At 46.3% G+C, this 23,108-nt stretch carries 14 protein-coding genes; all 14 read right to left on the bottom strand.

Annotation, left to right across the window (positions count from 1 at the left end; all coding sequences use genetic code 11):
- Positions 1 to 4: 4 nt before the first annotated feature.
- The 14 genes from ASD40_RS16575 to ASD40_RS16640 all read right to left on the bottom strand — a co-directional run bounded on the left by ASD40_RS16575 (position 5) and on the right by ASD40_RS16640 (position 22,291).
- Positions 5 to 1,084: a Gfo/Idh/MocA family protein gene (locus ASD40_RS16575; protein WP_057304315.1), complete on the bottom strand. Its 1,080-nt coding sequence runs from the start codon at positions 1,082 to 1,084 to the stop codon at positions 5 to 7.
- A 127-nt stretch (positions 1,085 to 1,211) separates the two neighbouring features.
- Positions 1,212 to 2,882, bottom strand: a complete 1,671-nt coding sequence (locus tag ASD40_RS16580) for an extracellular solute-binding protein (protein WP_057304316.1) — start codon at positions 2,880 to 2,882, stop codon at positions 1,212 to 1,214.
- A 57-nt stretch (positions 2,883 to 2,939) separates the two neighbouring features.
- Positions 2,940 to 3,812: a carbohydrate ABC transporter permease gene (locus ASD40_RS16585; RefSeq protein WP_057304317.1), complete on the bottom strand. Its 873-nt coding sequence runs from the start codon at positions 3,810 to 3,812 to the stop codon at positions 2,940 to 2,942.
- Positions 3,813 to 3,832: 20 nt separating this feature from the next.
- Positions 3,833 to 4,687, bottom strand: coding sequence for an ABC transporter permease (locus ASD40_RS16590; RefSeq protein ID WP_082562255.1), 855 nt, complete (start codon positions 4,685 to 4,687; stop codon positions 3,833 to 3,835).
- 824 nt (positions 4,688 to 5,511) lie between these two features.
- Positions 5,512 to 8,280 carry an alpha-mannosidase gene (locus ASD40_RS16595; RefSeq protein WP_057304318.1) on the bottom strand — a complete coding sequence of 923 codons (2,769 nt, stop codon included), beginning with the start codon at positions 8,278 to 8,280 and terminating at the stop codon, positions 5,512 to 5,514.
- A 32-nt stretch (positions 8,281 to 8,312) separates the two neighbouring features.
- Positions 8,313 to 9,356 (bottom strand): family 20 glycosylhydrolase, encoded by a 1,044-nt coding sequence (locus tag ASD40_RS16600; RefSeq protein WP_057304319.1) that lies wholly within the window; start codon positions 9,354 to 9,356, stop codon positions 8,313 to 8,315.
- Positions 9,357 to 9,386: 30 nt separating this feature from the next.
- The gene (locus ASD40_RS16605) at positions 9,387 to 10,340 is read right to left on the bottom strand and encodes a carbohydrate ABC transporter permease (protein WP_057304320.1); all 954 of its coding nucleotides are present in this window, start codon (positions 10,338 to 10,340) and stop codon (positions 9,387 to 9,389) included.
- A gap of 15 nt (positions 10,341 to 10,355) precedes the next feature.
- Entirely contained in the window at positions 10,356 to 11,261 is a 906-nt protein-coding gene (locus tag ASD40_RS16610; protein ID WP_414858708.1) for a carbohydrate ABC transporter permease, read from the bottom strand.
- Positions 11,254 to 13,854 (bottom strand): DUF5696 domain-containing protein, encoded by a 2,601-nt coding sequence (locus tag ASD40_RS16615; RefSeq protein ID WP_057304322.1) that lies wholly within the window; start codon positions 13,852 to 13,854, stop codon positions 11,254 to 11,256. Before ASD40_RS16615 ends, ASD40_RS16610 begins: the two co-directional genes overlap by 8 nt.
- Positions 13,855 to 13,929: 75 nt before the next feature.
- Positions 13,930 to 15,993, bottom strand: a complete 2,064-nt coding sequence (locus tag ASD40_RS16620; RefSeq protein WP_057304323.1) for a YIP1 family protein — start codon at positions 15,991 to 15,993, stop codon at positions 13,930 to 13,932.
- Between the two features lie 15 nt (positions 15,994 to 16,008).
- Positions 16,009 to 16,881 (bottom strand): carbohydrate ABC transporter permease, encoded by an 873-nt coding sequence (locus ASD40_RS16625; protein ID WP_057304328.1) that lies wholly within the window; start codon positions 16,879 to 16,881, stop codon positions 16,009 to 16,011.
- Between the two features lie 5 nt (positions 16,882 to 16,886).
- A complete protein-coding gene (locus ASD40_RS16630) occupies positions 16,887 to 17,810 on the bottom strand; it encodes a carbohydrate ABC transporter permease (RefSeq protein ID WP_057304329.1) in 924 nt (307 codons plus the stop codon).
- A 66-nt stretch (positions 17,811 to 17,876) separates the two neighbouring features.
- Positions 17,877 to 20,828: an extracellular solute-binding protein gene (locus ASD40_RS16635; protein WP_082562254.1), complete on the bottom strand. Its 2,952-nt coding sequence runs from the start codon at positions 20,826 to 20,828 to the stop codon at positions 17,877 to 17,879.
- Positions 20,829 to 20,902: 74 nt separating this feature from the next.
- On the bottom strand, positions 20,903 to 22,291 hold the full coding sequence (locus tag ASD40_RS16640; protein WP_057304324.1) for an ABC transporter substrate-binding protein: 1,389 nt from the start codon (positions 22,289 to 22,291) through the stop codon (positions 20,903 to 20,905).
- Positions 22,292 to 23,108: the final 817 nt, after the last annotated feature.

Raw genomic sequence — 23,108 nt, forward strand, 5'->3', positions numbered from 1 at the left:
TATTTTAGTCAAAATAAACCGCTTTTCCCGTTCTATTGGATTCGTAGATAGCCTCGAGTATTTCGGAAACCACACACGATTGCTCTGGCGTTACAATAGGCTGCTTATCGTTCATTACAGCATCAATCCATGTACGGATTTCTTTATCCGACATGCTCTCTTTTTTACCCTCGTAGAAGTCTGCACCTTTGGCATCGAATTGCAACTGATTGACGTATAAACGACTGTGGTTTTCGCCATTTATGCGTAAGCCATCCTGCATGTCCGCTCCGCCTTCTGTACCGCAAAGCGTACACTTTGCTTCCTTCGTATCCAATGTATTTAAAGCCCAACTCGCCTCCACCATCACAGTCGCGCCATTTTTCATCACGATCATCGCAAATGCGGAGTCTTCCACTTTGAATTTCTCAGGATCCCAAGGACCCCATGAATTTGCGGCATTTTCTTTCCGTGACAGCTTATGATAAGCGGTGCCAAGCACCACCTTAGGTTCGTAGTTATTCATCATCCACAGCGTTAAATCGAGAGCATGTGTACCGATGTCGATCAGCGGGCCTCCGCCTTGTTTGTCTTCATCCAGAAATACACCCCAAGTTGGAACCCCACGCCTGCGAATGGCATGCGCTTTGGCAAAATAAATGTCGCCTAGATCACCGTCTTCAACCACTTTCTTCAAATACTGACTATCCGCTCGGAAGCGATTATTGTAGCCAATGGTCAGCTTCTTACCTGTACGCTTAGCTGCTTCAACCATACGCCTAGCATCGGCGGCTGTTTTGGCCATCGGCTTTTCACACATGACGTGCTTGCCTGCTTCCATAGCTGCGATCGAAATCTCCGCATGCGAGTCATTTGGAGTACAGACATGAACGACGTCAATCGAAGCATCAGCAAGAAGCTCATAATAGTTCTCAAACACCTTCGCCCCGGGAGCACCAAACTTCTCTGCCGCTTGCTGAGCACGCTCAAGCACGATATCAAAAAAACCAATAATTTCGACCTGCTCTATCTTTGCTAGGCTGGGTAAGTGCTTACCTGTTGCTATACCGCCGCAGCCAATGATGGCGACTTTCACCTTGTTCATTTCTATTTCCCCCTATGATGTGATCAACTATCCGATGATATGAAAAATGAATGAAGCTGGACATTCAAGCGATGTCTGCAAGGGCAGGCAATCGCATATCCATGTCCAGCTCCTCCTTCAAAATCAGTTACTTCACTTGCTCCATTTGTTGTCTAGCAATTGTCATAATATCCTTGGCAAGGAACGCTTTATCTTTATTTTCCGCATACCATTTGTTCATAAAGTCTTCAAGTTGCTTGCCGCCGGCTTTATCCCATGCCGCTTGTCCGTCTTTAATCGCTTGTTCCGGGCTGTATTTCGCACCGCTGATGATGGCCTTAACAAAAATGTCGTTTTGCTCTTTAAGAATTGTTGTATTAAGAGTTTGGAGATCAGCAGGATAGACCGGCATATGTTCCCCATGAGTCATTCCAGGGTATTGTCTTTGCGAATCGAAATAAATTTTCTGAAGTTCTTTATACATGTCCGAACCGGCTTTCTGTTCCGGTACTGCAGTATTAAATCCGTTTATCGTAAAGTTGCACTTATCTGTTCCTGAAGAGTAGAACATTTCGTAGTCTAAAGCGTAGCCGACTTCATTTTTCGATTTCGTTGGATCGATGGTCTCACGGCAGCCATTGGCACTCTTCTTCCAATGTGTCCCTTCGTCTCCGTTAATAATCTTCAAAGCGGTTTCCGGTTTCATCATGAAGTCAAGATAGCGGCCGACAGCTTCCGGCTCCTTCGCCTTGGCGTTCACAACAGTCGTCATTTGCACAGGATTATCGACACCACCGGTAAATGTTCCCAGCGGCGATTTCGGATAGCCTAACGGAGCAATTTCCGCGCCTGCCACATTTTTCTTCAGCGTAGCAAAGTCGTTCATAACAAGATCATACATGCCGCCGGAAAATTTAACGTAAATGCCGATTTTACCATTCAGGAAGTCTTGTTTTGCCTTTGCGCCGTCTTTATCATTGATGTAATCTTTATCGATAAGGCCATCGTCATAGAGCTTCTTCTTGAAGGTCAGGGAGGCCAGCTGATTGTCCCACAGAGGGGTTACTTTTCCATCTTTAATTCCCCAGGCAATCAAATCTTTTGACGAATTTTCACCGAAAATCTCGTTGATGGCTTGTTCCGAATACGTGCTCATGTTCATCCCGTACGTATCTTTCTTGCCATTGCCGTCAGGATCTTGCTCAGAAAATGCTTTGGCTACTTTCATAAGTTCTTCCGTTGTTGTCGGCATGCTCAAATTCAGCTTTTTCAACCAGTCGGTACGAATCAATAACATATGCTGTATGACTGCTTCTTTTACTTTACCGACTTCATACAGCTTGCCGTCCGGTTTCGTCCCCGCCTTCTTCAACTGAGGATACTGGTCCAGCAGTTTCTGGTACTCAGGCATGTATTTTAAGATGTCGTCAATGGGAAGCAGCTGCTTTTGATCGTATAGGCTGTTCCGAAACGGCGTGCTGTACTCGTTCACAATATCAGGCGCAGAACCGGAGGCAAAAAGAACATTCAATTTTTTCGTAGACTCGCTTCGGAGGACAGGAACGTATTTCGCATTCACAGGACCGTTTTGATTGATATATTTGGTCCAACGATTTTCCTCGTAGTTCCCCTCTGACGCAGGAACCCCTCCTCGATCATACATGGAAACGGTAACATTTCCGCGTTTGGCAGCTGCTGACTCCTTCGGAGCCGTAGTACCGGCTGCCGCTCCTTCTTTCTTGTCGCTGCTGCAACCAACTAGCGTTGCTCCTAATGCTACAACCCCTATTGTCATTCCCATCCACAACTTTCTTTTCATGCGCGAACCCTCCTGTTTATATTGAAAAGTTTTGGTAAACGTGGAACCCCATTTGGTTTAACCCTTAACAGAACCAAGCATAACGCCTTTGACAAAATATTTTTGCAGAAACGGATAAACGATCAGCATCGGGACGACCATAACGACAACGCCGACAGATTTGACCATTTCCGTAGCAACCATTTGCTGCTCCTCTGATACCAGGGAAGGTGAATTCAAGATATCGTTCTTTTGCAGCATCGCTTGGACAACGACCGTCAAATTCTGCATCTCACTCTTATTGATGTACATCAGAACGCTCATAAACGCATTCCAATAGTTAATTCCATAGAACAAGGCTAAAGTAGCCAGCATCGGAAGCGATAGCGGCAATACAATTCGAATGAGGAGCGATACGTCGCTGCATCCGTCAATTCGCGCTGCTTCTTCCACTTCATGCGGAATATTCTCAAAGTAGCTTTTCATGAGCAGCATATTATAGGTGCTGATAAACCCGGTGAGCCATAGAGACCAATAGGAATCGATTAAAGATAGGTTCTTTACGACGAGATAAGTAGGGATCAACCCTCCTGAGAACAACATCGTAAACACCATGGCAAGCACAAATTTGCGTCGTCCTATCAAATAGCTTCTCGACAACGGATAGGCTGCCAATACCGTCCCCGCCATACTAAGTGCAACACCGATAATTGTAATGATAATGCTATTTTTAAAAGCAGAGAAAGCCGGGCTTGTTAGAAAGAAAACCTTATATGCTGTAAACTGCAAGCCTACCGGCCAGAAGAAGACATGTCCCGAATCTACGGCCGAACGCTCACTCATTGATAGCGCTATGATATGAATAAATGGCAGTAAACAGGTTAAGGCAATTGCCCCGAGTACAACATAATTAACTGCGAAGAAAACTTTTTCACCTTTTGTCGCTTTCATGCGGACGCCCCTCCTCATTATCAGAATAAAGCTTGGTCGAATTTGCGGGCGATCCTGTTAGCTACCAGTACGAGCGTACAGCCAATGACGGATTCGAACAGCCCCATCGCCGTAGTTACGCTAAATTGCGCATTTCCCAAACCTATTTTATAAATATAAGTACTTATGACTTCCGACACGTCAGCAACCGCTGAGTTCTGCAGGTTATAAATCTGGTCAAAGCCGACCTCCATCAATTGACCCATAGCCAAAATGAGCAGCAGGATGATCGTGTGACGAATGCCTGGAATCGTAATGTGCCAAATTTGCCGCCACTTCGAAGCGCCGTCCATACCTGCTGACTCGTAAAGGGCAGGATCTATGTTCGTTAGAGCGGCCAAATAAATAATTGTGCTAAACCCCATTTCCTTCCAAACCCCCGAACCAACGAATACGGCAACCCAGGATTTTGACTCGTAAAGGAAAGTTATAGGCTCAATATTGAATAGTTTAAGTACCTTATTAATCGAGCCATAGTCGGTTGCAAATAAGGACAACACGAGACCTGCGACAATGACCCAAGAGAAAAAGTGCGGCAGATAGACGATCGTTTGAACCCATTTCTTGAACCATGTCTTCCTCACTTCATTAAGCAGAATGGCGAGGAAGATGGGTACCGGGAACCCGACAAGCAAATTCAAAAAGCTGAGCCAAAAGGTGTTCCATATAATCTGAAGCGTACTGGCGCTGGAAAATAAAACTTTAAAATTTTTCAGGCCAACCCATGGACTGTGCAAAATACCATCAGCAAAATTGTAATTTTTGAAAGCGATAACAAGTCCGCCCATCGGCCAATATTTGAACAGAATATAGTAAGCAATGACAGGGAAAAGCATGATAAAAAGCGGAATGTTTTGCTTCAATCTTCTTCTTCGTCTCAGCTGCAAAGCTTTATGCTCGCTTGTCGTTAAAGGGAGTCTAGGAGCTTTATTGATATTTCCATTCAAGGCTGCTTCACTCCTTACTTCAATGTTATAAACCTATAATAAAAGTTTTGAGCCCAAAAACCCTTAAAAAATTATAGAAAAATCTATAAATTTATTGGGTATGTGTCCAAATAAAAAAAGTCCGCTTTCAATCGTCATATATGCTCAAATGAGGTTGCTGGATGGTTGAATCCATACTTTCTGTTGAACGATGTTGTAAAAAGTGCAACAATAACGGCCTAAATCTCGCCTTACTCCCTTCGTTGTTGCATCATGTACAACAATTTTGTCCTATCCAGGCCATTTCGCAACAAATGGGCTCAAAATGTTGTACAAACTGCAACTTCAAGTTGCGAAGTAGCCTTTGGGCGTGTGAATTGTTGTACATAATACAACTTTGGTAACCACTATAGCCCATTTGCCCTCATGAAAGCTGAATGATTAAAAGTCGAATTTTGGAGTTTTGAATACCAGTTGTGAGAGACATGATAAATCCATCGACGGTCTCCAACAACATCCTTAGCTTGCTCAGAAGAAATCATGGAAACTGTTGTACGATGTACGACTTGCTTCCTAATTCTCCATTCTCTCAAAAGTCTGAATACAAAACACCAGGAAAATATAGTCAATAAATCTTTTTGCGCTCCAAAGAATTTTCTTATTTAGCAAAAAAAGACTACTTCATATACGGACACTTGATATCCGCTTCTGAAATAGTCTTTTTTCTTACATTTTCATAGTTGTTCAAAACTAATCGTAACGATTTCTGCTGGACGAACGGAAACGGACAAACGCTCCGCTCCCTCCTGCTGCAGACAATCCAAACGCCGTTCTAGAATATCACTTTTATAAGCGTTATGGAACTTCTCAGGGAGGTCTATCTTCAGAACTCTCTCCTGTGCAGAGATGTTATACCAACGCGCAATCATATCCCCTGTCTCCTCGGAAACTTTCATTGCGGAGAAGACCATAGCTTGACCTTCCCAGCCCCCAAAAGCGTTAGTCGGCGGCAGTTCACCGTGATGAACCTCCGTTTGCCTTACGGACCAAGGTATTTGATATTGATGGGCAGCCTGTATGGCACCGGAGCCATGAACTAGCGGATCTTCTTCAGCCGTCTCGACAGGCACCGCATAAGGGATAACGGATAGGTGCACGGTGTGTTCGCCGAGACACTGTGCTTCTGGCGTTGGGAAGTAGCCCCAGTCGCCTAATTCCCCTACAGCTCGAAGCAGTGTGACTGCGATAGTTTGGCCGCTATCTTCTCGAACGATTTCGTATTCGTTCAAACCGCGGTTGGCGATAGTAAGCCCCTGCCGTGCCCCCGCCACGGTTACGAATGCTTGCTGGTGCTGGCAGTTGCTTGGATTTTTCCATTCAACTGTCGTTGTATTGCTCCGCTCCGGCACTTCAAAGACGGAATCAGCAAAATGGGTTTCTGCTTCCAATCCAGTAGGAAACAGCATTCGCAAACGGTGATCTTTGGCTTGATTGTTAAAGGTTGATGCAATATCAACGCGTTTTCCGTTTTTATCCAAGGATACAACGGTCGTGATTTTCAAAATAATCTTTGCATCAGATCGCGCCGACTTGCGCCCAGTAAACCAGACCAGTTCCTTCCTTTCCATTTCCAGCAATTCCTCGGCAGATGCCGGTATTTCCAACTCGTGAACGATCACTATGCTAGCTCGGTAAGGCGTATCTTCCTGAATACGAATAGATGCCGGTATACCACGCGTAGTCACAGCCGTGTCTCCGCAAGCTTGGCGGTACATATACTCATTGCCGATATCTCCCGTATTTTCATATACGCCCAAGCCTTTGTAGACCGTTCCCTCAAGCTTCTCCGTTACCGTAAGCGAGCCGTCTTCAGCGATTTGGACACTCAAATATTCGTTTTCCATCGCGTGTTTACTAACGATTAAAGAAGTCGGTGAAAGGAGCAGCTTTAATGAGGCATCACGGGTCAATGCATAGGTTTTGTACCCCAAAGCAGGCACATTAGCCGCTTCGAAGGTCACACGGACGGCACGCGCGAAATATGGCTGCCTGAACTTGTCGTCAGGTAAATCATACCCAAAGTGAATGCCCATATCCTCTAATCCAAAAGGAATAGGTTTCCCACCCACATCAACCAACACAACATCGTCCAAGCTCTTCTGCTTTACGTCCTGTCTCATATCCCGAAAATCCCTGCCATCACGGAAGTAGACCCTGTTTAATTCCAGCTGTACGGTTACGGTGCCACTTCGTTCCCATCCTGTTGTATTCGTCACCAGAAAAGGCGTCGCCTCTTTGCCGTAACCGGAAAACACAGACGTATCCACTCGTTCTGCCAACCAAGTCAGGCTATCGTGGGCGATAGATTCGGCCACATGCTTGCTTTTCTCAAAACGCGTCATCATTTCGACATGCACTTCGTCGACGCTGCACCCGCAAATGCTGTCATGCGGATGGTTCTGCATTAATGTTTTCCAGGCATAGGTAAACAGATGATGGGGATATGGGCATCCTGCTTGGTAAGCAAAGGCAGCCAAAGGCTCCGCCACCTTTTCCAAGAGTGTCTGGCCTTCTTGATTTCTTTGCTTGATATAAACTCGTGAAGATGCCGTATTTACAAGCGTAGACCAGCCGTCGGTATGCTGGCTTCGAAGCTCTCCGCGAATGACGGATAGGTCACCCGGGATCGTCCGGTTCACTTCACTTAAATAATCTTCAAAATTGGAGTGGATGAACCGAATGTCCGGGTACAGCTTCTCAGCTGTGCCGATCGCATCCGTCAGATCAGTCTGCACAGGCTGATGATCGCACCCGTTCATGAACAACCAATGAGGCGTAGAAGCATATTGGGATACCTCTGCTAGTTTTTTATCCCAATACTTGGATGCCGCTTCTGGATTCACAGGGATCTCATTCCCGTTGCTGTACCAATTAGCAAATAAAATACCCAGCACCTTGGAGCCGTCAGGCGCTTCCCAAAACATCTCCGAATACGGCGACTCATAAGCCTGAGATTCCGATACTTCGTTGTTAAAACCCGTCGGCTTCACACCACGACCGAACACGGCGTTCTTAATGTCTGCTTGCCGCAGCAGCTGCGGTGCTTGCCCCATGTTGCCGAAGGAATCCGGAAAATAACCCAACTTCGAAATGCAGCCATAAGCTTTAGCATCGCGGTGGCCGATTAGCAAATTACGTACATTCGCTTCGCTGCTCGTTAAAAATTCATCCTGCAGTACATACCACGGGCCGATGTGGATGCGCCCTCCGCGAATCAATTGCTCTAGCGTCTCCTTCATTTCCGGCCGTATTTGCAAGTAGTCCTCTAAGATGATCGTTTGACCGTCCAGATGAAAGCTGCGGTATCCATCATCTTTCCTGAGGGTTTGAATCAGCGTATCCATTAACTTGATCAACAAAACGTGATGCTTTTCATAGGGCAAATACCATTCCCTGTCCCAATGTGTATGCGAAATGATATGTACGGTTTTGGACTGTGTCATGGCGTTGTCTCCATTTCTATGTAATATCATCTCTATGCTTCAAGATGCTCTGTCCGTAGTCGGAGCTCCTCCATGACCGTCTTCAGCGTAGCTGCAATGCCCTTAATATCGCCCGTATCTTCGCCTAAGTCACCATCTCCCAGCAGCGCCGTCACCAGTTTGGCACCATTGGCATTCCAGCCGGTCACCAGCATGCCAGGCATGCGGTCAACCGCCCCCCGCTCTTCCGCTTGGCGGATGGACTGCTCGAGCAGATCAAGTGCCGCTTCCGGTGTTTTCCAACAGCTGGGCCACACTTCAAACCCTTTGTCGAGCAAATGCCCGACGGATGGATAAGCATCCAATTTATCGTAGTGCCAATCGCACAATATAATGTCTTTCGGAATAAGATCCACAGCCGGCCAAATGCCGTAAATGTCGCCGTCCCACTCTGTATACCCCATGCCTTTGGCGTCAATTAACCGGTCCGCCCACATGAGCATCTGTACCTTCCGTTTGCGAACCAAATGCTCGTAATAATCATTCGTCGCTTTTGCAAACAGTTCCGCCTTATTTTTCCCACGACACCGTGGGCACCCATCATCCGCTATGGCGAACACTTCGTCCATGCCGACGTGCAGCGCATCCGCTTCAAAAGCATCGATCAGCTCATCCATCAGATCGAACACGAGCGGATTAATGTCCGGATGGGACGGACACCAGCTCGGGCAGTAAAATTCAGGCCACTTGGCATCCTCTGGCACATGCGGGGTTTCATCGAATTCCGGATATGCGCGCAGAAGCGAATTCCGCCCTCCGCCCCAGCCTTGATGACCCAAACAATCAAACAAAGGGATCAACCGGATGCCGTGCCGCTTACATAAGGCGGATAATTCCCTCGCATCTTCCTTCGTCAAAGTGCCACCCGATACTTCCGGATGAGATTGGAACTGAAACGAAGTGTTGCATTCTAGCATCAAAACATTCACACCCATAGGCGCCAACGCTTCCTCGACCACTCGCTTTAAATTCCCAACATCCTCATGCGATCCGAAGCGCATATGGAATCCTTTCAGCTGCCATCCATCTTTGTTCACAGTTTCTCCTCCACCCTATCTTTATCTTTATTAACCTACTAAACCGGTACGTTCCACGCTTTCCACGAAATAACGCTGAACGAACAAATACAACGCAATCAAAGGCCCCATCATCAGCAGTACTCCTGTGTTGAGCAGCATAGACTGGTATACCGGATCCGGCTCTTTGCCTAGAGCTGGCCCCATATCCGTCAGCTGTGTCGAAAGCACCTTCACTTTACTCAAAAACAGGGATACATAATAGCTATCGTTCCACTGCCATACAAACGAGAACAAAACGACAGTGACAACGGCAGGAATGGCGTTAGGCAGCATAATCCTATAAAAGGTTTTGAAAATTCCCGCTCCGTCCGCGAGGGCGGCTTCTTCAATTTCCTTGGGAATCCCCCGGAAAAACTGGCGGAAAATATAAATATAAAGCCCGTTTTTCAGCCCCATTGCTGTGGCAGAAGAGATAAGAAACGGCCAGAATGTGTCGATCAGATTGATACTGCTCTTCCCTGAAAATAACCCAACTAATCCGAAAAGATCAAAATACCGGTATGTTAAATAGAGCGGAATCATGATCGTTTGAGGCGGCACGACGATGGTGAAAATGACCAGACCAAACAACAGCCCGCTGCCTTTAAATTTCAATCTCGCAAAAGCGTATCCCGCTAACGCGCAAGAACAAACCTGAATCAGCGTTGTCGTAGACGAGATAAGGAACGTATTCCATAAAGCTGACAAATAGTTTGTCGCTGAGATTGCAATCTTCAAATTTTCGAGTGTGAAGTGCCGGGGAATCCACAGTACCGTTGGATCATAAATGTCGATTCTGCCACGAAAGGCAACCGATAGTCTTAAAAATATGGGAAACAAAATAATATAGCAAAAGCCAAGCACCAAGATGGCGCGTATGATCTGCCATGTCCAATTTTTTGCCTTTTCCAGCGGATTACGCCTGCTAATCCATCCGTCCATACGTACAGCCTGCGATTTCATAGTCCTATCCCTCCATCAGTCGTAATAAAATACTTTTCTTGAGACAAGCGCAGTGGAGATGACAAGGATGATAGCCACAACAATGAAGTACACCCAGGACATTGCCGCACTTAATCCGAAATCGAAGGTTTTGAACGCCGTTTGCGAAATGAGCGTATTCATTTTATTTCTGCTGAAGGAATCAATAATGGAATAGACCAAGTTCGTTAATATCAGCGGGGACATCATTGGAAACGTCACTTTCCAAAAAATCTCGTATCCTGTTGCCCCTTCGATTTTGGATGCCTCGTACAAGGAAGGGGAGATCGATTGAAGCCCTGCCAAGAAAATCAAAATTTGCACACCAGATGAGCTGATAATTTCATAAATCCGATCTACAGCACTAGTGATGTAATTGACTACGATAGGAGCCATGCCCGAATCCAGCAGCATTTTTTTGAGTTCAAAGCTTTGCAGCATATTAGAACCGTCTCCGCTCCCGCTTCCACTGAGAGCCGAACCTCCAACGAAACTGCTGATATCTAGATTAGCAAGGGCGCTCGACGCCAGAATGACCGGTAAAAAGAAGATCGCGCGCGCAAGGGCGCGCCCTTTAAATTTTTGATTCAATAACACCGCTGCGAACAAGCTGAAAATAATGATGATCGGCACATTCACAACCATGTTGACGACACCTTCCGCCAATAACCGTGGATAGTCCGGATTAGAAGAAAATAAGCTGACATAGTTGCTAAATCCTTTAGGCAGTACGGCAAAGCCGCCCTCTACCATTTGTATGGAACTTAAGCTGAATCGGAACGATTGAATGAGCGGCAGCAGAAAAAGCATGACCATCCCCAGGATGAGGGGAGATACGAACAAAACGCCGTACCACGCTTTCGTCTGTTCCAACGATAATCTTTTTTTCCGCAAATCACTCACCTCCTACCCAGTAGCTCTTGGCCTCTAGTTGTTTATCGTTCACCTGTACCGCAGCGCTGTTGTAATTGATAATAATCTTCTTCCCATTCTCGAAGGTCGTTTGAACTACACCTTCTGCCAATTTACGATGATCCGTAATTACATATTGCCTGACCTCATTCAGCACAGTGCTAGCCTCTTTGTAGAAACCAGCCGCTTGATCCAGCCAATCCCTGTAATGCAGCGCATATAGTTCGTTATAATCCGAATCCTTAACCGCAGATGAATCGCTATAGTACCACTGGTAATAAATGTCCGATCCCGTCTCCAGCGCTTTCAGCAGGGAATCGCGTGAATCGGTTACGCTCTGCATATTAAACGGCTCCCCGGCGAGATCATAAAAACCATGAAGCGCGATTTGATAAAAGGGTACGTCTTCGTCGGTCAAATTCAGGCGACTGCTTTTGGTCGGAGCATTCACAATCATATTAGCGTACGGCAAGCTGTAGGCATTGCCGCCATTCACCATTAGGTTATTGGCTCGCTGCTTCAGCTTCTCGGTTTCGAGAGCGGCAATGTTTAACGCTTCCTGCCGGTTAATCGGATGATCTGGGTTGAAGTCTGAATTCACTTCATTCCCTAAATCCCTAAGAGACAAGCCTGTAAGGCCAAGCTTTTCGTAATCGGAGACAAATCCGTCCACTGTTTTTGCCAGCGCAGACGGCGATAATAAGTAATGTGAAAATTTCGATGTATCTTTGACATACATGACAGGGTCATACTTGTAAATTTTGGCCTTCTGTCTGTCTAAAAAGGAAGCTGCGTCTGAAGCTCCTTTATATTTTTCAAGAAAAGCTACATCTAGGAATAGATGGATGTTCTCCTTTGATACATAATCGATTAGCTTGTTGAGCCCCTTCTTACCACCTAACTCACTAACCACATCAACGTTCGATGGAGACGTATGCCGAATCCCGTCATTAAACCAGCCGACATAGCGGAGCCCGATATCCTTGACTCCTTTTTCTTTCAAAGCTGTTAACATCGACTGCGTTTCATCAAAGGTGGTCAGCGCTTCCGTTGATTGATACGGGACACCGACAAAAGATGCTTGTTTCTGGAACGCCCCCTCCACCTCAAGCAGGAAAGGACTTGCCTTAGCAGGCTCCAGCTTTTTCAGACCGTGTTTATTCACCAAATACTCTCTATACTTGCCAGCCATAGCCGTGTAGTCGGATGAAGGTCCTGACAAAAAGTCATATCGAATCTGATAATCCCCTTGAAACGGCTTCTGCCCGAACATCGGTACGGAGCTCTTTTTGGTTCCTGACGTTAACGTATAGAAGTCCATATCCATGACTCTAAACTTCCCGCCAACTGTGTTGTAAGAATCGTTTCTGCCGGAGATGTCTGCCGTAATATTGGCCAAAGCATCTCCGCCTTCAATCATACCGAGCATAGCGTGATCGTTCTGCTTTATGCCGAAGACGGGCAGTCTCGTGGTTTCGTTTGTTTGAATCTTTTCTTTGACGTCGTAAGTGCCATCTGAACCGTAAACCGGAAGATTGTACGCCTCCGCGTTCTTTTTGTTGTTATTCAGATGAATCAAGGCGCCAGACCCGTCAGGGACGAACATGTAACCGTCTTTTTTATCATCAGCAGCCCCGAAATATTTGAGCAGCTGCAGCATGGCAATCGGATAAGCATTCGTATATTGAAGCTCCTTGCCAGCTGTCTTGACAACAAGATGCTCTCCGTCCAATGTGTACTCAAGTGGAACTGTAAACCTCGGACCTTCCTCTTGTGCACTGCCTCCCGCCCCATTGTCCTTATTGTCCTTGGCGGCTTCTTCGTTCGTATAACCGATTACCTCTAGTTTTTTGGACAGCTCCTCCGCCACAAAATCCTGCAGCTTGCGAACTTCATATACTTGCTTCTGTTCGTCATATCGGAATTTGAAAGCGACATCCTCACGGGTGTCCTTGTCCGTCAGCTTCCCCAGAATTCGCTCCTCAAACCGCTGTTTACCGATCACCTTAGGAATATTGCCGTAATCTTTCGGAATATTTCCCAGCTGGTATACGATTTTGATACCTTTATCCACGCTGCTGATTTTAAATTGCTTCTTTTTTACGCTATCGTCGTAACTGTTGAACGTATTAAGCTGCCCTTTTTCGTTGTAGTAGGTAACTAACAGTTGGGACGATAGCTCTGATTTATACAAAGGAGAAGCTTTGGGATCTTTCTCTCGATCCACTGGATTGGAGAACCAGATATAGCCGTCTCTTTTGTCCTTGACCGCAACCTCGGCCGTCTCGCGTTTGACGTAGAGCATCAGAATTTCATTCTGGGCCACCAGCTCCATGGCTTGAAGAGCCCTCTGTTCCTCCGCTGTATTGGACGATACAGCAACCATTCCACTTCCAGCACGAACCTCCGCGCTTGCGGCAGTTACGGGATTTCTCTTACCTGCTTGATCTGGAAGAATTGATTTGACCTGGGATTGAGCTTCCGCCATGCTTACGGATTGATCCTGCGAGTAGATCACGATCAGACTGCAGGCTACCAAACCGGCGCTCAGGATGCCAAGGGATATTTTCATCTTGCTGGACACCTTCATCCCTCCTTAGCGTTTTCCGAAGGAAAACTTTCTTCGTAAACATAATCTTAGTAAATCTATCGTGTTCCGCTAAAATCTGAATGAGAGTTCGCGGTAAATGGATGTGATAAAATTGATCATTTGCTGCAGCATGCTGAAGAACAATACCCCAAGGAAGATGATGATACCAATGACAACAAGCGTCAGAATCATCGTGATCACCGTCTTGGAAGCTGAATATTGATGAACCGTCATGGTGCCAACAAACAGCAGCCAGATGAACCAGATGTACGCAATTGCATCGAGCAAATAATAAAACGTGCTTTCACTTCCTGTAATTACATTGCTGTAAAGCGTCTGCGGGAGGTAAATCAGAATGAGCGGCATCAGAGCATAGCCTGTTGCCATTACGATTTCTTTAAACTTGCCTTCCCCATCCATCAAAGTGGTCAAAGACCAATTCGCAATACACCAAAGCAGAAACGGAAGAACGATGAATTTCAGCTCATTCAGACTGTTCAGCTCGAGCGGATTGTTCATATTGACGACAAACCCGCTGTACTGTCGTTTCAAAATGGTGAAGAGCACGAGGAGGAGTAAGCAGATGATTACAACCTTCAACCTGCCCTTTTGTTCGTACTTCATCTCCCAAAATCCGTTAAACGGATGCACCATCGTATAAAAAGGATTTTTCAACACACCGATTTCCGTGTAATGCTTTCCACGCATTCTTCTGCCAGCAAGCTTCACAGCTGTATAACCAAGACCGAAGACAAGCGCAAAGCCTAGTACGATGGTGCCAAAATGCGTGAACACGACTTCTTTCCGGTACCGTTTGAAAGCTTCGGAATAATAGTCACGGTTATTTCCCAATTTGAAATAGCTCATCGCCCCGCGGTTGTCGCCATTTTTCAATAACGATTTACCGATCCCGATGTAGGCCACCTCAAAGTTACCATTCATTTGAAGCACTTGCCGCCATGAAGCGGTAGAGGCATCCGTTTTCCCGTCATAGAGCGATTTTACTGCTTCGCGTATTAGGCTTCCATAACGTGTAGGCTGGAAGACAGACAAACGGTTGTTGTCTTTATCGAGCACCAGCACCTTGTCCCCGAGCATTGCAATCGCCGAAGGCGTGCGGAATTTCCCCTGTTCGCTGCCAAGTCCGCCGAATTCGTACAGCAGATTGCCGTCTTTGTCATAAGTGAAAATGCGGCCCCTTTTCAAATCTATTGCACTGTACATGCCGCCTTCATCCTTGGCAATATCGATGAAAATGGAGCTTCCAGGCGCGCTGCCAACTTCTAGCGTACGAATATCCCCTTTAGGCGGGAAATATCCTTTATCCCTTAAAATATCCACACCAGACGGGTTCAGCCGTTTGATCGGGCGATCCGATTTTTCCTCTGAAGTGGTCGTATAAATAAAACCGTCTTCATCAATGTCCAAGTTATTAAATTCAAGCGGAATGAACAGCTGCATTTGCTCGCGCTGCGCTTTCGTCGAAATCCGTTTCCAGAACAAATCCACGGGATTGAACTTCACGCGATTCGTACCGATAAACCCGTTGAATTCACCATCGGTATCAAATTCCATTATTCCTTCGTAGGATCCGCGACTGATGACATAGATCCGCTGCGCTTTGTCGATAACCAGCTTAGTTGGCATGTATTGGAATCCTTCGCGCAGCAGGGAAGACTTCGGCTCCCCCATTACACGTACCAACGCTCCCTGACCGTTCAATTCTACCAGCCTTCTGTTTTGCGTATCCGCGATAAGAAGATGACCGTTGGTTCCGTTGTAGAACACGCCTTCCGGCTTGTTGAACGTTTCCTTGCTTCCGTTATTATCGAACCCGGAAATAACCTGAACTTCCCGAAACTGATCATTCAATACGACGATTCGATCATTTCCGGTATCCGCAATGTAGATTCGGCGATCACTGCCGATGTATAGATCCTGGGGCGACGACAGATTGCCCGTTTTCCAGTCTGTTCCATACATGACCTGCTCCAGCTCATAAGGACTCGGAGCCGGGACGCTCTGTCCCCAAAAATTGTAATTGTACGTATCGTTGTTAGGTGCGGCATATACAGGAGCGGCCATACCGATGAAAAGCACAACGGCGAACATCATGATTAGTATTCTTTTCAAGTGGCTCCCCCCTGTTTACTCTTTCAGACCAGAAGTGGACATGGTTTGGATGATGTTGCTTTGCGTCACGATAAACACGGTAATCGGCACGGCCATCATAAGCAGGGTAACGGCTGACACCGGTCCGGTCCGCACCAATCCACCGCTTGCTATTTGCCCGAATACGTAATCAACGGTCTTCAACTGCTCGCTGTAAATATATTTATGGCTCGTCACGGAACCATTCGTCCACAAATTTTGCAGCGAAAAAATGACCAGCGTCAGCCACGCAGGCTTAACGATCGGCATGACGATCTGCCAAAAAATCCGGTATTCGCTGGCACCATCAATTTTCGCTGCTTCCAGAAGAGAGTCTGGGACTTGCTCCATAAACTGTTTCATCAGATACAAGCCGAGTGTCATGCCGAAGGACGGCAAGATGATCGCCCAATAGGTATTAATGAGATGAAGCCAAGAAATGGTCATGTAGTTTGGTACCTGTGTAACATAAGCCGTAAACATAAGCGACATAACGACCAGATTGAACAGGATGTTCCTGCCTGGGAATCTGATTTTGGCCAGCGGATAAGCAGCGGCGGATGCGATGATGACATGCCCCACTGTGCCGACAATGGCAATTAAGAATGTATTGAACACATAACGCGAGAATGGCACCCATGAATCGGAAAAAATGTTCGCCAAATCTGTAAAGTTTTTGAATGTCGGATTTCGCACTAATAGCTTGGGTGGGAACACGAATATTTCATCGATCGGTTTAAACGCATTGCTAATGGTAAAAATCAGCGGCAGTGCCATAAAGAAGGCTATGCCGCCAAGCAGCAGGAACAGTAAAATATCAACCGCCCAAGAACGGTTCAAACGCTTTGGCATCTTTAATGTCAGCTTCATCCCGGTCATTCACCCACTTTTCCTAGCAGCTTACGCGTCAAGAGGTTTGTTGCAAACATGATGGTAAACAAGACGGTCGCGATCGCCGAGGCGTACCCCATCTCGAAACGGATCGAACCATAGTCGACTAAGTGGGTCACAATCGTATGTGCTGCGTAATCAACACTCGGGAAGCCAATCATGTAGATAGAAATTTCAGCCACAGAGAAAGCGAGCGTGATTTGAATAACCGCGCCGAACAGCAGCTGTGGCCGCATGGCCGGCAGTGTAATAAACCATAGCTCCTGCCAACGGTTACGCACGCCATCGATGGCACCGGCTTCATACAGCGTGCGATCTACATTTTGCAGACCAGCTATAAAGGCTAGAAAGGATGTTCCTAAACTGAGCCACAGCTGTACGAGGATCAGAATCGCAAGAACGAATCTTGGATCCTGCAGCCACTGGATCGGCTCCAGGATCATCCCCCATTTGATCAGAAATGAATTGGCATATCCGTATGAATCGCTGGCGAATAAAGTCTGCCAGATCAAGTACGTATTACCTGAAATCGAAGGTGCATACAGGATTAGCGTGAGCACAGCGCGCAGCTTAGGCCGCAGCTCATTGATCAGCCAAGCGAATAGGAAGCAAGCCATGTAGCTGATCGGTCCTGTAATTAACGCAAACAGGAGCGTATTTTTGAGTGCGATCAAAAAGATGTCATCCTGTACGAACAGTCTGGCGAAATTTTGCCAACCAACCCATTTAGGCGGTTCAAGCATATTGTAGCTTGTGAAGCTTAAACAGACGGACATTAATACGGGAAATACCGTAAATGTAAGGAAAATAAGAAAATATGGCGCTATTAACATATAGGCATGCTTATGTTTTTTGACATCACTGCCCAGTCGGCCGATTTTACCTCGGAACGCCGAGTTGGATTTCATCACGGTTGTTCCAGTATCACGTGGCAAGCTAGGGTTCACTGCAGGCTGTTGTTTCATGGCGCCCCCTCATTTCTCGTAGGGAAGATTAAACTCTTTCCGTTTTAAAGCAATTTCGTCGTTGATATAACGAACGTAATAATCCATCGTTTCGCGTGCATCGTCGCCTTGTACGACGACTCTACGAAATGCGTTATCAATGTTGCGTCCCGTCAAATAACCGCCTGGGACCTCGGGTATCCCTTTCACCCACTTCATTTGCTCCTTCAATCTGTCGAAATCTCTGGAAGGCCAAGGCAGAGCGGCTAAAGCTTCCATGTTGGCCGTCGGATACCTAGCCGAAGATCCCATACGAATTTCCATTTGACGTCCAAACGCGATTTGGGTCTCTTTGCTGGTCCACCATTCCATAAATTTCCACGCCGCATCTTTGTTTTTCGTGCGTTTGAACATGACGACGCCCGATCCCCCGCTGCCAACATCGCGACGAAGGGATCCATCCGGCTTTTTCGTACCAGGTACGGGTGCAAACTCCCACAATCCTTTAATTTCCGGGGCAAAGACAGACAACTTGTTGTACATTGTGTAGTCAGCGATGCCAATTGGCATTTCGCCTGTACGGAAACGGTTAGCGAAGTCCGCTGCGATCGGAATTTTATAATTCACGTAAAAATCAGTCCACTGTTTGAACTCCTTGATCGCTGTTTCCGAATCAAGACCGCTGGAGGTTCCATCTTTTTTATAAAACTGTCCATCATGCTGGTATAAAAACATGGCTAAAGCCGGATTCGGCGGAAGCGTAATGATATCTCTGGTTTCCAAGTCATTACCGAAGGTGTTGAGCGGTTTTTGCGGAAGTCCGAACTGCAAGTTGTGCTTCTGCAGGGTAGGCAGCAAATCGTATACGTCCTCCCACGTTTGCGGAGGCTTCATCTTCAGTTCATCTTCCAATATATCTTTCCGATAGAAGAGAACTGGGAAGGTTTGCGTTTCCGGCAGCGCGTAATAGCTTCCTGAAAACTCATACGGAACCATCGAACTCTCGCTAAAGCGTGATTTCACGCTGTTGAAATCTGGAAACACCGATAGATCCTGCATCGCGTTGCGGCTTGCATAATTGACAGGCAAATCGTTGGGAGCTTGCAGCGCTACGTCCGGTCCTTTACCTGCTACCGTAGAAGGCAGCAAAATATCTGCTGATACCAACTTCAAATTGATTTTTATTCCTGTCTTTGGTGTAAAGGTTTCGTCAATCAATTTCTTGATGGTCTGCGCTTGGTCACGCGCTGAAGTCACCCATACCGAAACCGAATCGGCTCCCTCTTTTGCGTTCGATAACTGATCGTAATTCTCAAAGAAGGAAGCGATGAAAGCTGCAGAGCTGCTTTTGAATTTCTGCCACGCAGTCGCTTCCGGATTCGGCAGCTTAGCTTGCGGCGAGCTTAGCGTCAGATAATCGATGGCGAGTGGTTGTTCATTCACCGAAAGCAGCCACGCCCCGAGTCCTCCTACATTGGTTTTGAACTGATCAATCCGGGATGGCACCGTATCCGGTCGGTCTGCCATATCACTGAGCTGGTAAGCCAGCGTATTCAACATCGCGGTCCGCTCGTCGTTCTTTCCGTTCTGTCCTTGAATCAACTTCGTAATTTTATAGAGCAGGTCGCTTTGTTTGCGAAACTCCCCAGCCATCTCAGGAATTCTTTGCTCGAGCTGATAGTCCCGGAACGAATCGGGCACCGTCCCCGTAAAGCTAATAATCTTACGATACAGCGCATTTAAGTCCAAAACGCTCGTTTCCACCGCATTCAGAATCGGGGCCAAATCCCCCAATGTTACTTCGAGCCGGACTTTGTGTTTGCCCTTCGTGAAATAAAACAAGTACGGATGTTCAGCATCTTGGCCAATCACCGTCGTCTGCCATTCGCTATTGAAAGGAAAGCCGACATGCTGAAGCTCCTGAAAGGGTATTTTACCGTCGATGTACATCGTTCGAAGCGAAGCCATCCCCCGCAAATAGTTTTGGTGATTTTTCACTGCTATTTGATACAATCCGTCGCCTGGCACATCCACTTCCCATTCGATCCATTGGCCAGGAAGCCGCCATGCCCACCCGCCCATTGCATTATTCCGCAATTTAGATACGTGATACGGCTCTACCGCGGGACTGGAACGATCATTATAAGGTAAAAGTGTTGGAGAAGATTTATATAAGGCGCGTTCGCCTTGAACTTGCAGCATCACATCTTTCGCAAGCTGGTAACCTTTTTGCGTATATGTGCTCGCCAACGTATCATACGAAGGCGCTGTTGCCGAGTTTGTAAGATGAAGTGAATGAATAATGAGCGGTTCTCTTACCGAAGTAAACATGATGGAGTGCTTGCCTTTTGAAAAATAAAACAGATAAGGATCCTCATTAAATCCAGTCGCATCCTTTAATAATGATGCCTGCCACATCGGCTCTTCCACTTGCGATGGAACCAACTCGTTGCCCTGCTCGTCACGCTCGAACTCATTTTTATCGTTTTTCCATATACGTTGAAACGTTATGCTTTTGGCCTCGGAAAAAGGGACCGAACCGTCAATGCGCAATTCTCTTTCAATATCCGAATCTTTCCCACTTACCGTGTAGTATTGGATGCCAATGTTGTACATGCCTTCTTGCTCGACTGTAAATTGCCATTCAATGGATCCCGTATCCGAAGTCAGGATAGACTTCCCGTTTTCCCCTTGATAATTGTCTAAAACAGAGACGTTCATGCCTTGGGTCGAGCTGAATTGTTCTGTAGGAATGACGGCTTCAGCGCTCGGGCGCGCCGATTGTTTGTACTTGGCCAAATATTCCGCATAGCTGCCTTTTTTATATGTATCTGCCAAAACCGATAGCGCTGTGCTGCTTATTGGACGCTCTTCCGCTGAAGCAATTTGGCGGGAACCGCCGCCGAGCCACTGATACGGTACGAACCCGGTTGTAAAAAACAAAACAAATATGAGGAACACTTTGGCGTATGCTCGGCGCATGGGTTTTCCCCCTTTTCTTAACTTTGCCCCTAATCCCTGCTAGCATGGAATTAGGGGCATGGCATTATGCATGTTTATTTGCTATCCTCGAGCAGTTTACTGATTTTTGCTTCAAATTGAGGCTTCACTTTGTCTACCGCCGTTGCCGGAGATACTTTACCTTCTGTGATGTCCTTCACAATACCTTCGAACAATTTTTCTCCGTCAGGAATCCCATAGTACGAAATGTAATTAATGTTATTACTCATTTGCTTACGAGTATCCATGGACTCTTTGTTCGGGTAGGACTGCTGCCAAGATTGCTCGGAAAGCTTTCTGCCTTCTTCGTTCAAGCTGATTTCGTCCATAATATGTAGAGCAACTTCCGCATTCTTCGAATACTTGGATACCATCCACATGTTGCCGAATGGCGTATAGGACACATACTTGTCGGCCTTCGGACCTTTCGGGAAGAAAACGTAGCCTAGTTCTTGGCCCTTCATATTATCCTTCAAACCACCGAGTTCCCAGCTGAAGCCCGCGTACATGACACCTTTACCCGCTACGAACTCTTTGCTTGCATCTTCTGGAATCGGCTGTTCGATTGATTTGTCCACGTTGAACAAATCAGACGCGTATTGCAGCGCTTGGATGGAGTTTTCACTGTTCAAAGAGAACTTGATAGCTCCGCTTGCGTCTTTATCCACGGCCCCTTTGTTCGTGTAAACCAATTGCTCCGTGAAAGCTTTCACTTTGCCATAAGCTCCTGTAATGCCCCATACGTCTGTTTTACCGTCACCATTCGTGTCCTGTGTCGCTTTTTTGGAGAACTCGCGGAATTTCTCCCAAGTCCATTGACCTTTTTGCTGCAGTTCATACGGATCTTCCAAACCAAGCTTCTGCACTAACGTTTTATTATAGAAGATACCGTACGGGGACGGAGAGGAATCAACCAAGCCATATTGATGGCCATTGTAACTGCCGCCTACCCTCATCCAATCGATATATTTCGGATCGGATGCTTTGATCCATTGATCGATCGGCTGAACAAATCCCTTGTTCACAAGCTGTGGGAATGACCAGAATAATTCCAATCGCACGATATCCGCGAACGGCTGTCCAGAAAGCGAAGTGGTCGTGAAATTCTCCACGTATTTGTCGTAATCCCCAAATTTAACAAACTCGATTTTACAGTTGTATTTCTTCTCAGCAGCTTCAATTAATTTGATCTGTGCTTCTTCTGCTGGGCCTTTCTCTTTCACTGTTCTTGGGTCGGTTCCGTCATACCAGGCACCAATTTTAATGCTTTGACCTTTCAAATCGACTTTCTTTTCATCCGGCTTCGCACTTTGCGGCGCTGCTGTTGATTGTGTCGTTGGCTGTGGTGTCGGCGATGTCTTGCTAGCTGTACCCTGTGAACAACCAACTACACCCGCGACCATCGTAAGAGCAACTGGAATTGCAAGTAATTTAAACGCTTTCATTCGAACCCCTCACTATCCTTTGGATTTGAGAAAAATTGAAACGCTTACAAAACGATCTCTTTACAAGAACAAGTTGAATTCCATTGTGAACATCCGAGTTATGTATGCCAACCAAAATCGTTCGACAGATGTTTAATTCTCCTAATTCAGGAGAATCGACACAATTAGATATATCTTTAACCTCGTTCTTTAATAAGATTATAGCGAAATGACCTATCTTTGTAAATAGTTAATATATCTTTTGTTAAAATGCATAGCTTTAGTTATACTCAATTTGTCCCGTGCACAATAAAGGGCTTATGCCTTCCTTGGTTGAGCGTGTTTATAAAGGTTGATGCAATTCAAGTTACACCTGAGTGAGGATTACTTGAACGTGTGAAGTTGTACTTTGTACAACTTTAGTACGCTGATCCGCGTTTTCCACGCGAGATTGACCCTTGCCATGCAGCGCCCCAATGCGCGCCCAGGATTTTGCGCTCGTTGGCGAGAAGTTTATAGGGTTAATGCAATTCAAGTTAAACCTAAGACGTATATGGAGACATTCGTTTGCTCATCCGTATAACGCAAGGTGCGCCTTAAGTAACGTAAGCCTACTTGTCCATGTAATGTTGTATTTCGTACAACTTTTTGCTAGCTAATCAACGTTTCCCACGCGATTGTTGCAAAAAATACAACAATTCCAGCCGAAAGTAGCTCATTAGCCACTGAAATCGCTAAATTCGGTCTAACCCCCTAATACTGGACACTAGTCGACTAAAGCAACAGATTACTTATTAAATTGCGAGTTTAAACGGCTTTACTTCATTTTTCTTTAACT

It is taken from the genome of Paenibacillus sp. Root444D2 (assembly GCF_001426375.1).
Taxonomy (GTDB): Bacteria; Bacillota; Bacilli; order Paenibacillales; family NBRC-103111; genus Paenibacillus_E.

Bases quoted from the DNA above. Each gene is read 5' to 3' on its own strand.
- ASD40_RS16625 (WP_057304328.1), bottom strand. From the start codon at position 16,881: ATGAAGCTGACATTAAAGATGCCAAAGCGTTTGAACCGTTCTTGGGCG.
- ASD40_RS16595 (WP_057304318.1), bottom strand. From the start codon at position 8,280: ATGACACAGTCCAAAACCGTACATATCATTTCGCATACACATTGGGAC.
- ASD40_RS16640 (WP_057304324.1), bottom strand. From the start codon at position 22,291: ATGAAAGCGTTTAAATTACTTGCAATTCCAGTTGCTCTTACGATGGTC.
- ASD40_RS16585 (WP_057304317.1), bottom strand. From the start codon at position 3,812: ATGAAAGCGACAAAAGGTGAAAAAGTTTTCTTCGCAGTTAATTATGTT.
- ASD40_RS16575 (WP_057304315.1), bottom strand. From the start codon at position 1,084: ATGAACAAGGTGAAAGTCGCCATCATTGGCTGCGGCGGTATAGCAACA.
- ASD40_RS16630 (WP_057304329.1), bottom strand. From the start codon at position 17,810: ATGAAATCCAACTCGGCGTTCCGAGGTAAAATCGGCCGACTGGGCAGT.
- ASD40_RS16605 (WP_057304320.1), bottom strand. From the start codon at position 10,340: ATGAAATCGCAGGCTGTACGTATGGACGGATGGATTAGCAGGCGTAAT.
- ASD40_RS16580 (WP_057304316.1), bottom strand. From the start codon at position 2,882: ATGAAAAGAAAGTTGTGGATGGGAATGACAATAGGGGTTGTAGCATTA.
- ASD40_RS16590 (WP_082562255.1), bottom strand. From the start codon at position 4,687: ATGCTTTTCCCTGTCATTGCTTACTATATTCTGTTCAAATATTGGCCG.
- ASD40_RS16635 (WP_082562254.1), bottom strand. From the start codon at position 20,828: ATGCGCCGAGCATACGCCAAAGTGTTCCTCATATTTGTTTTGTTTTTT.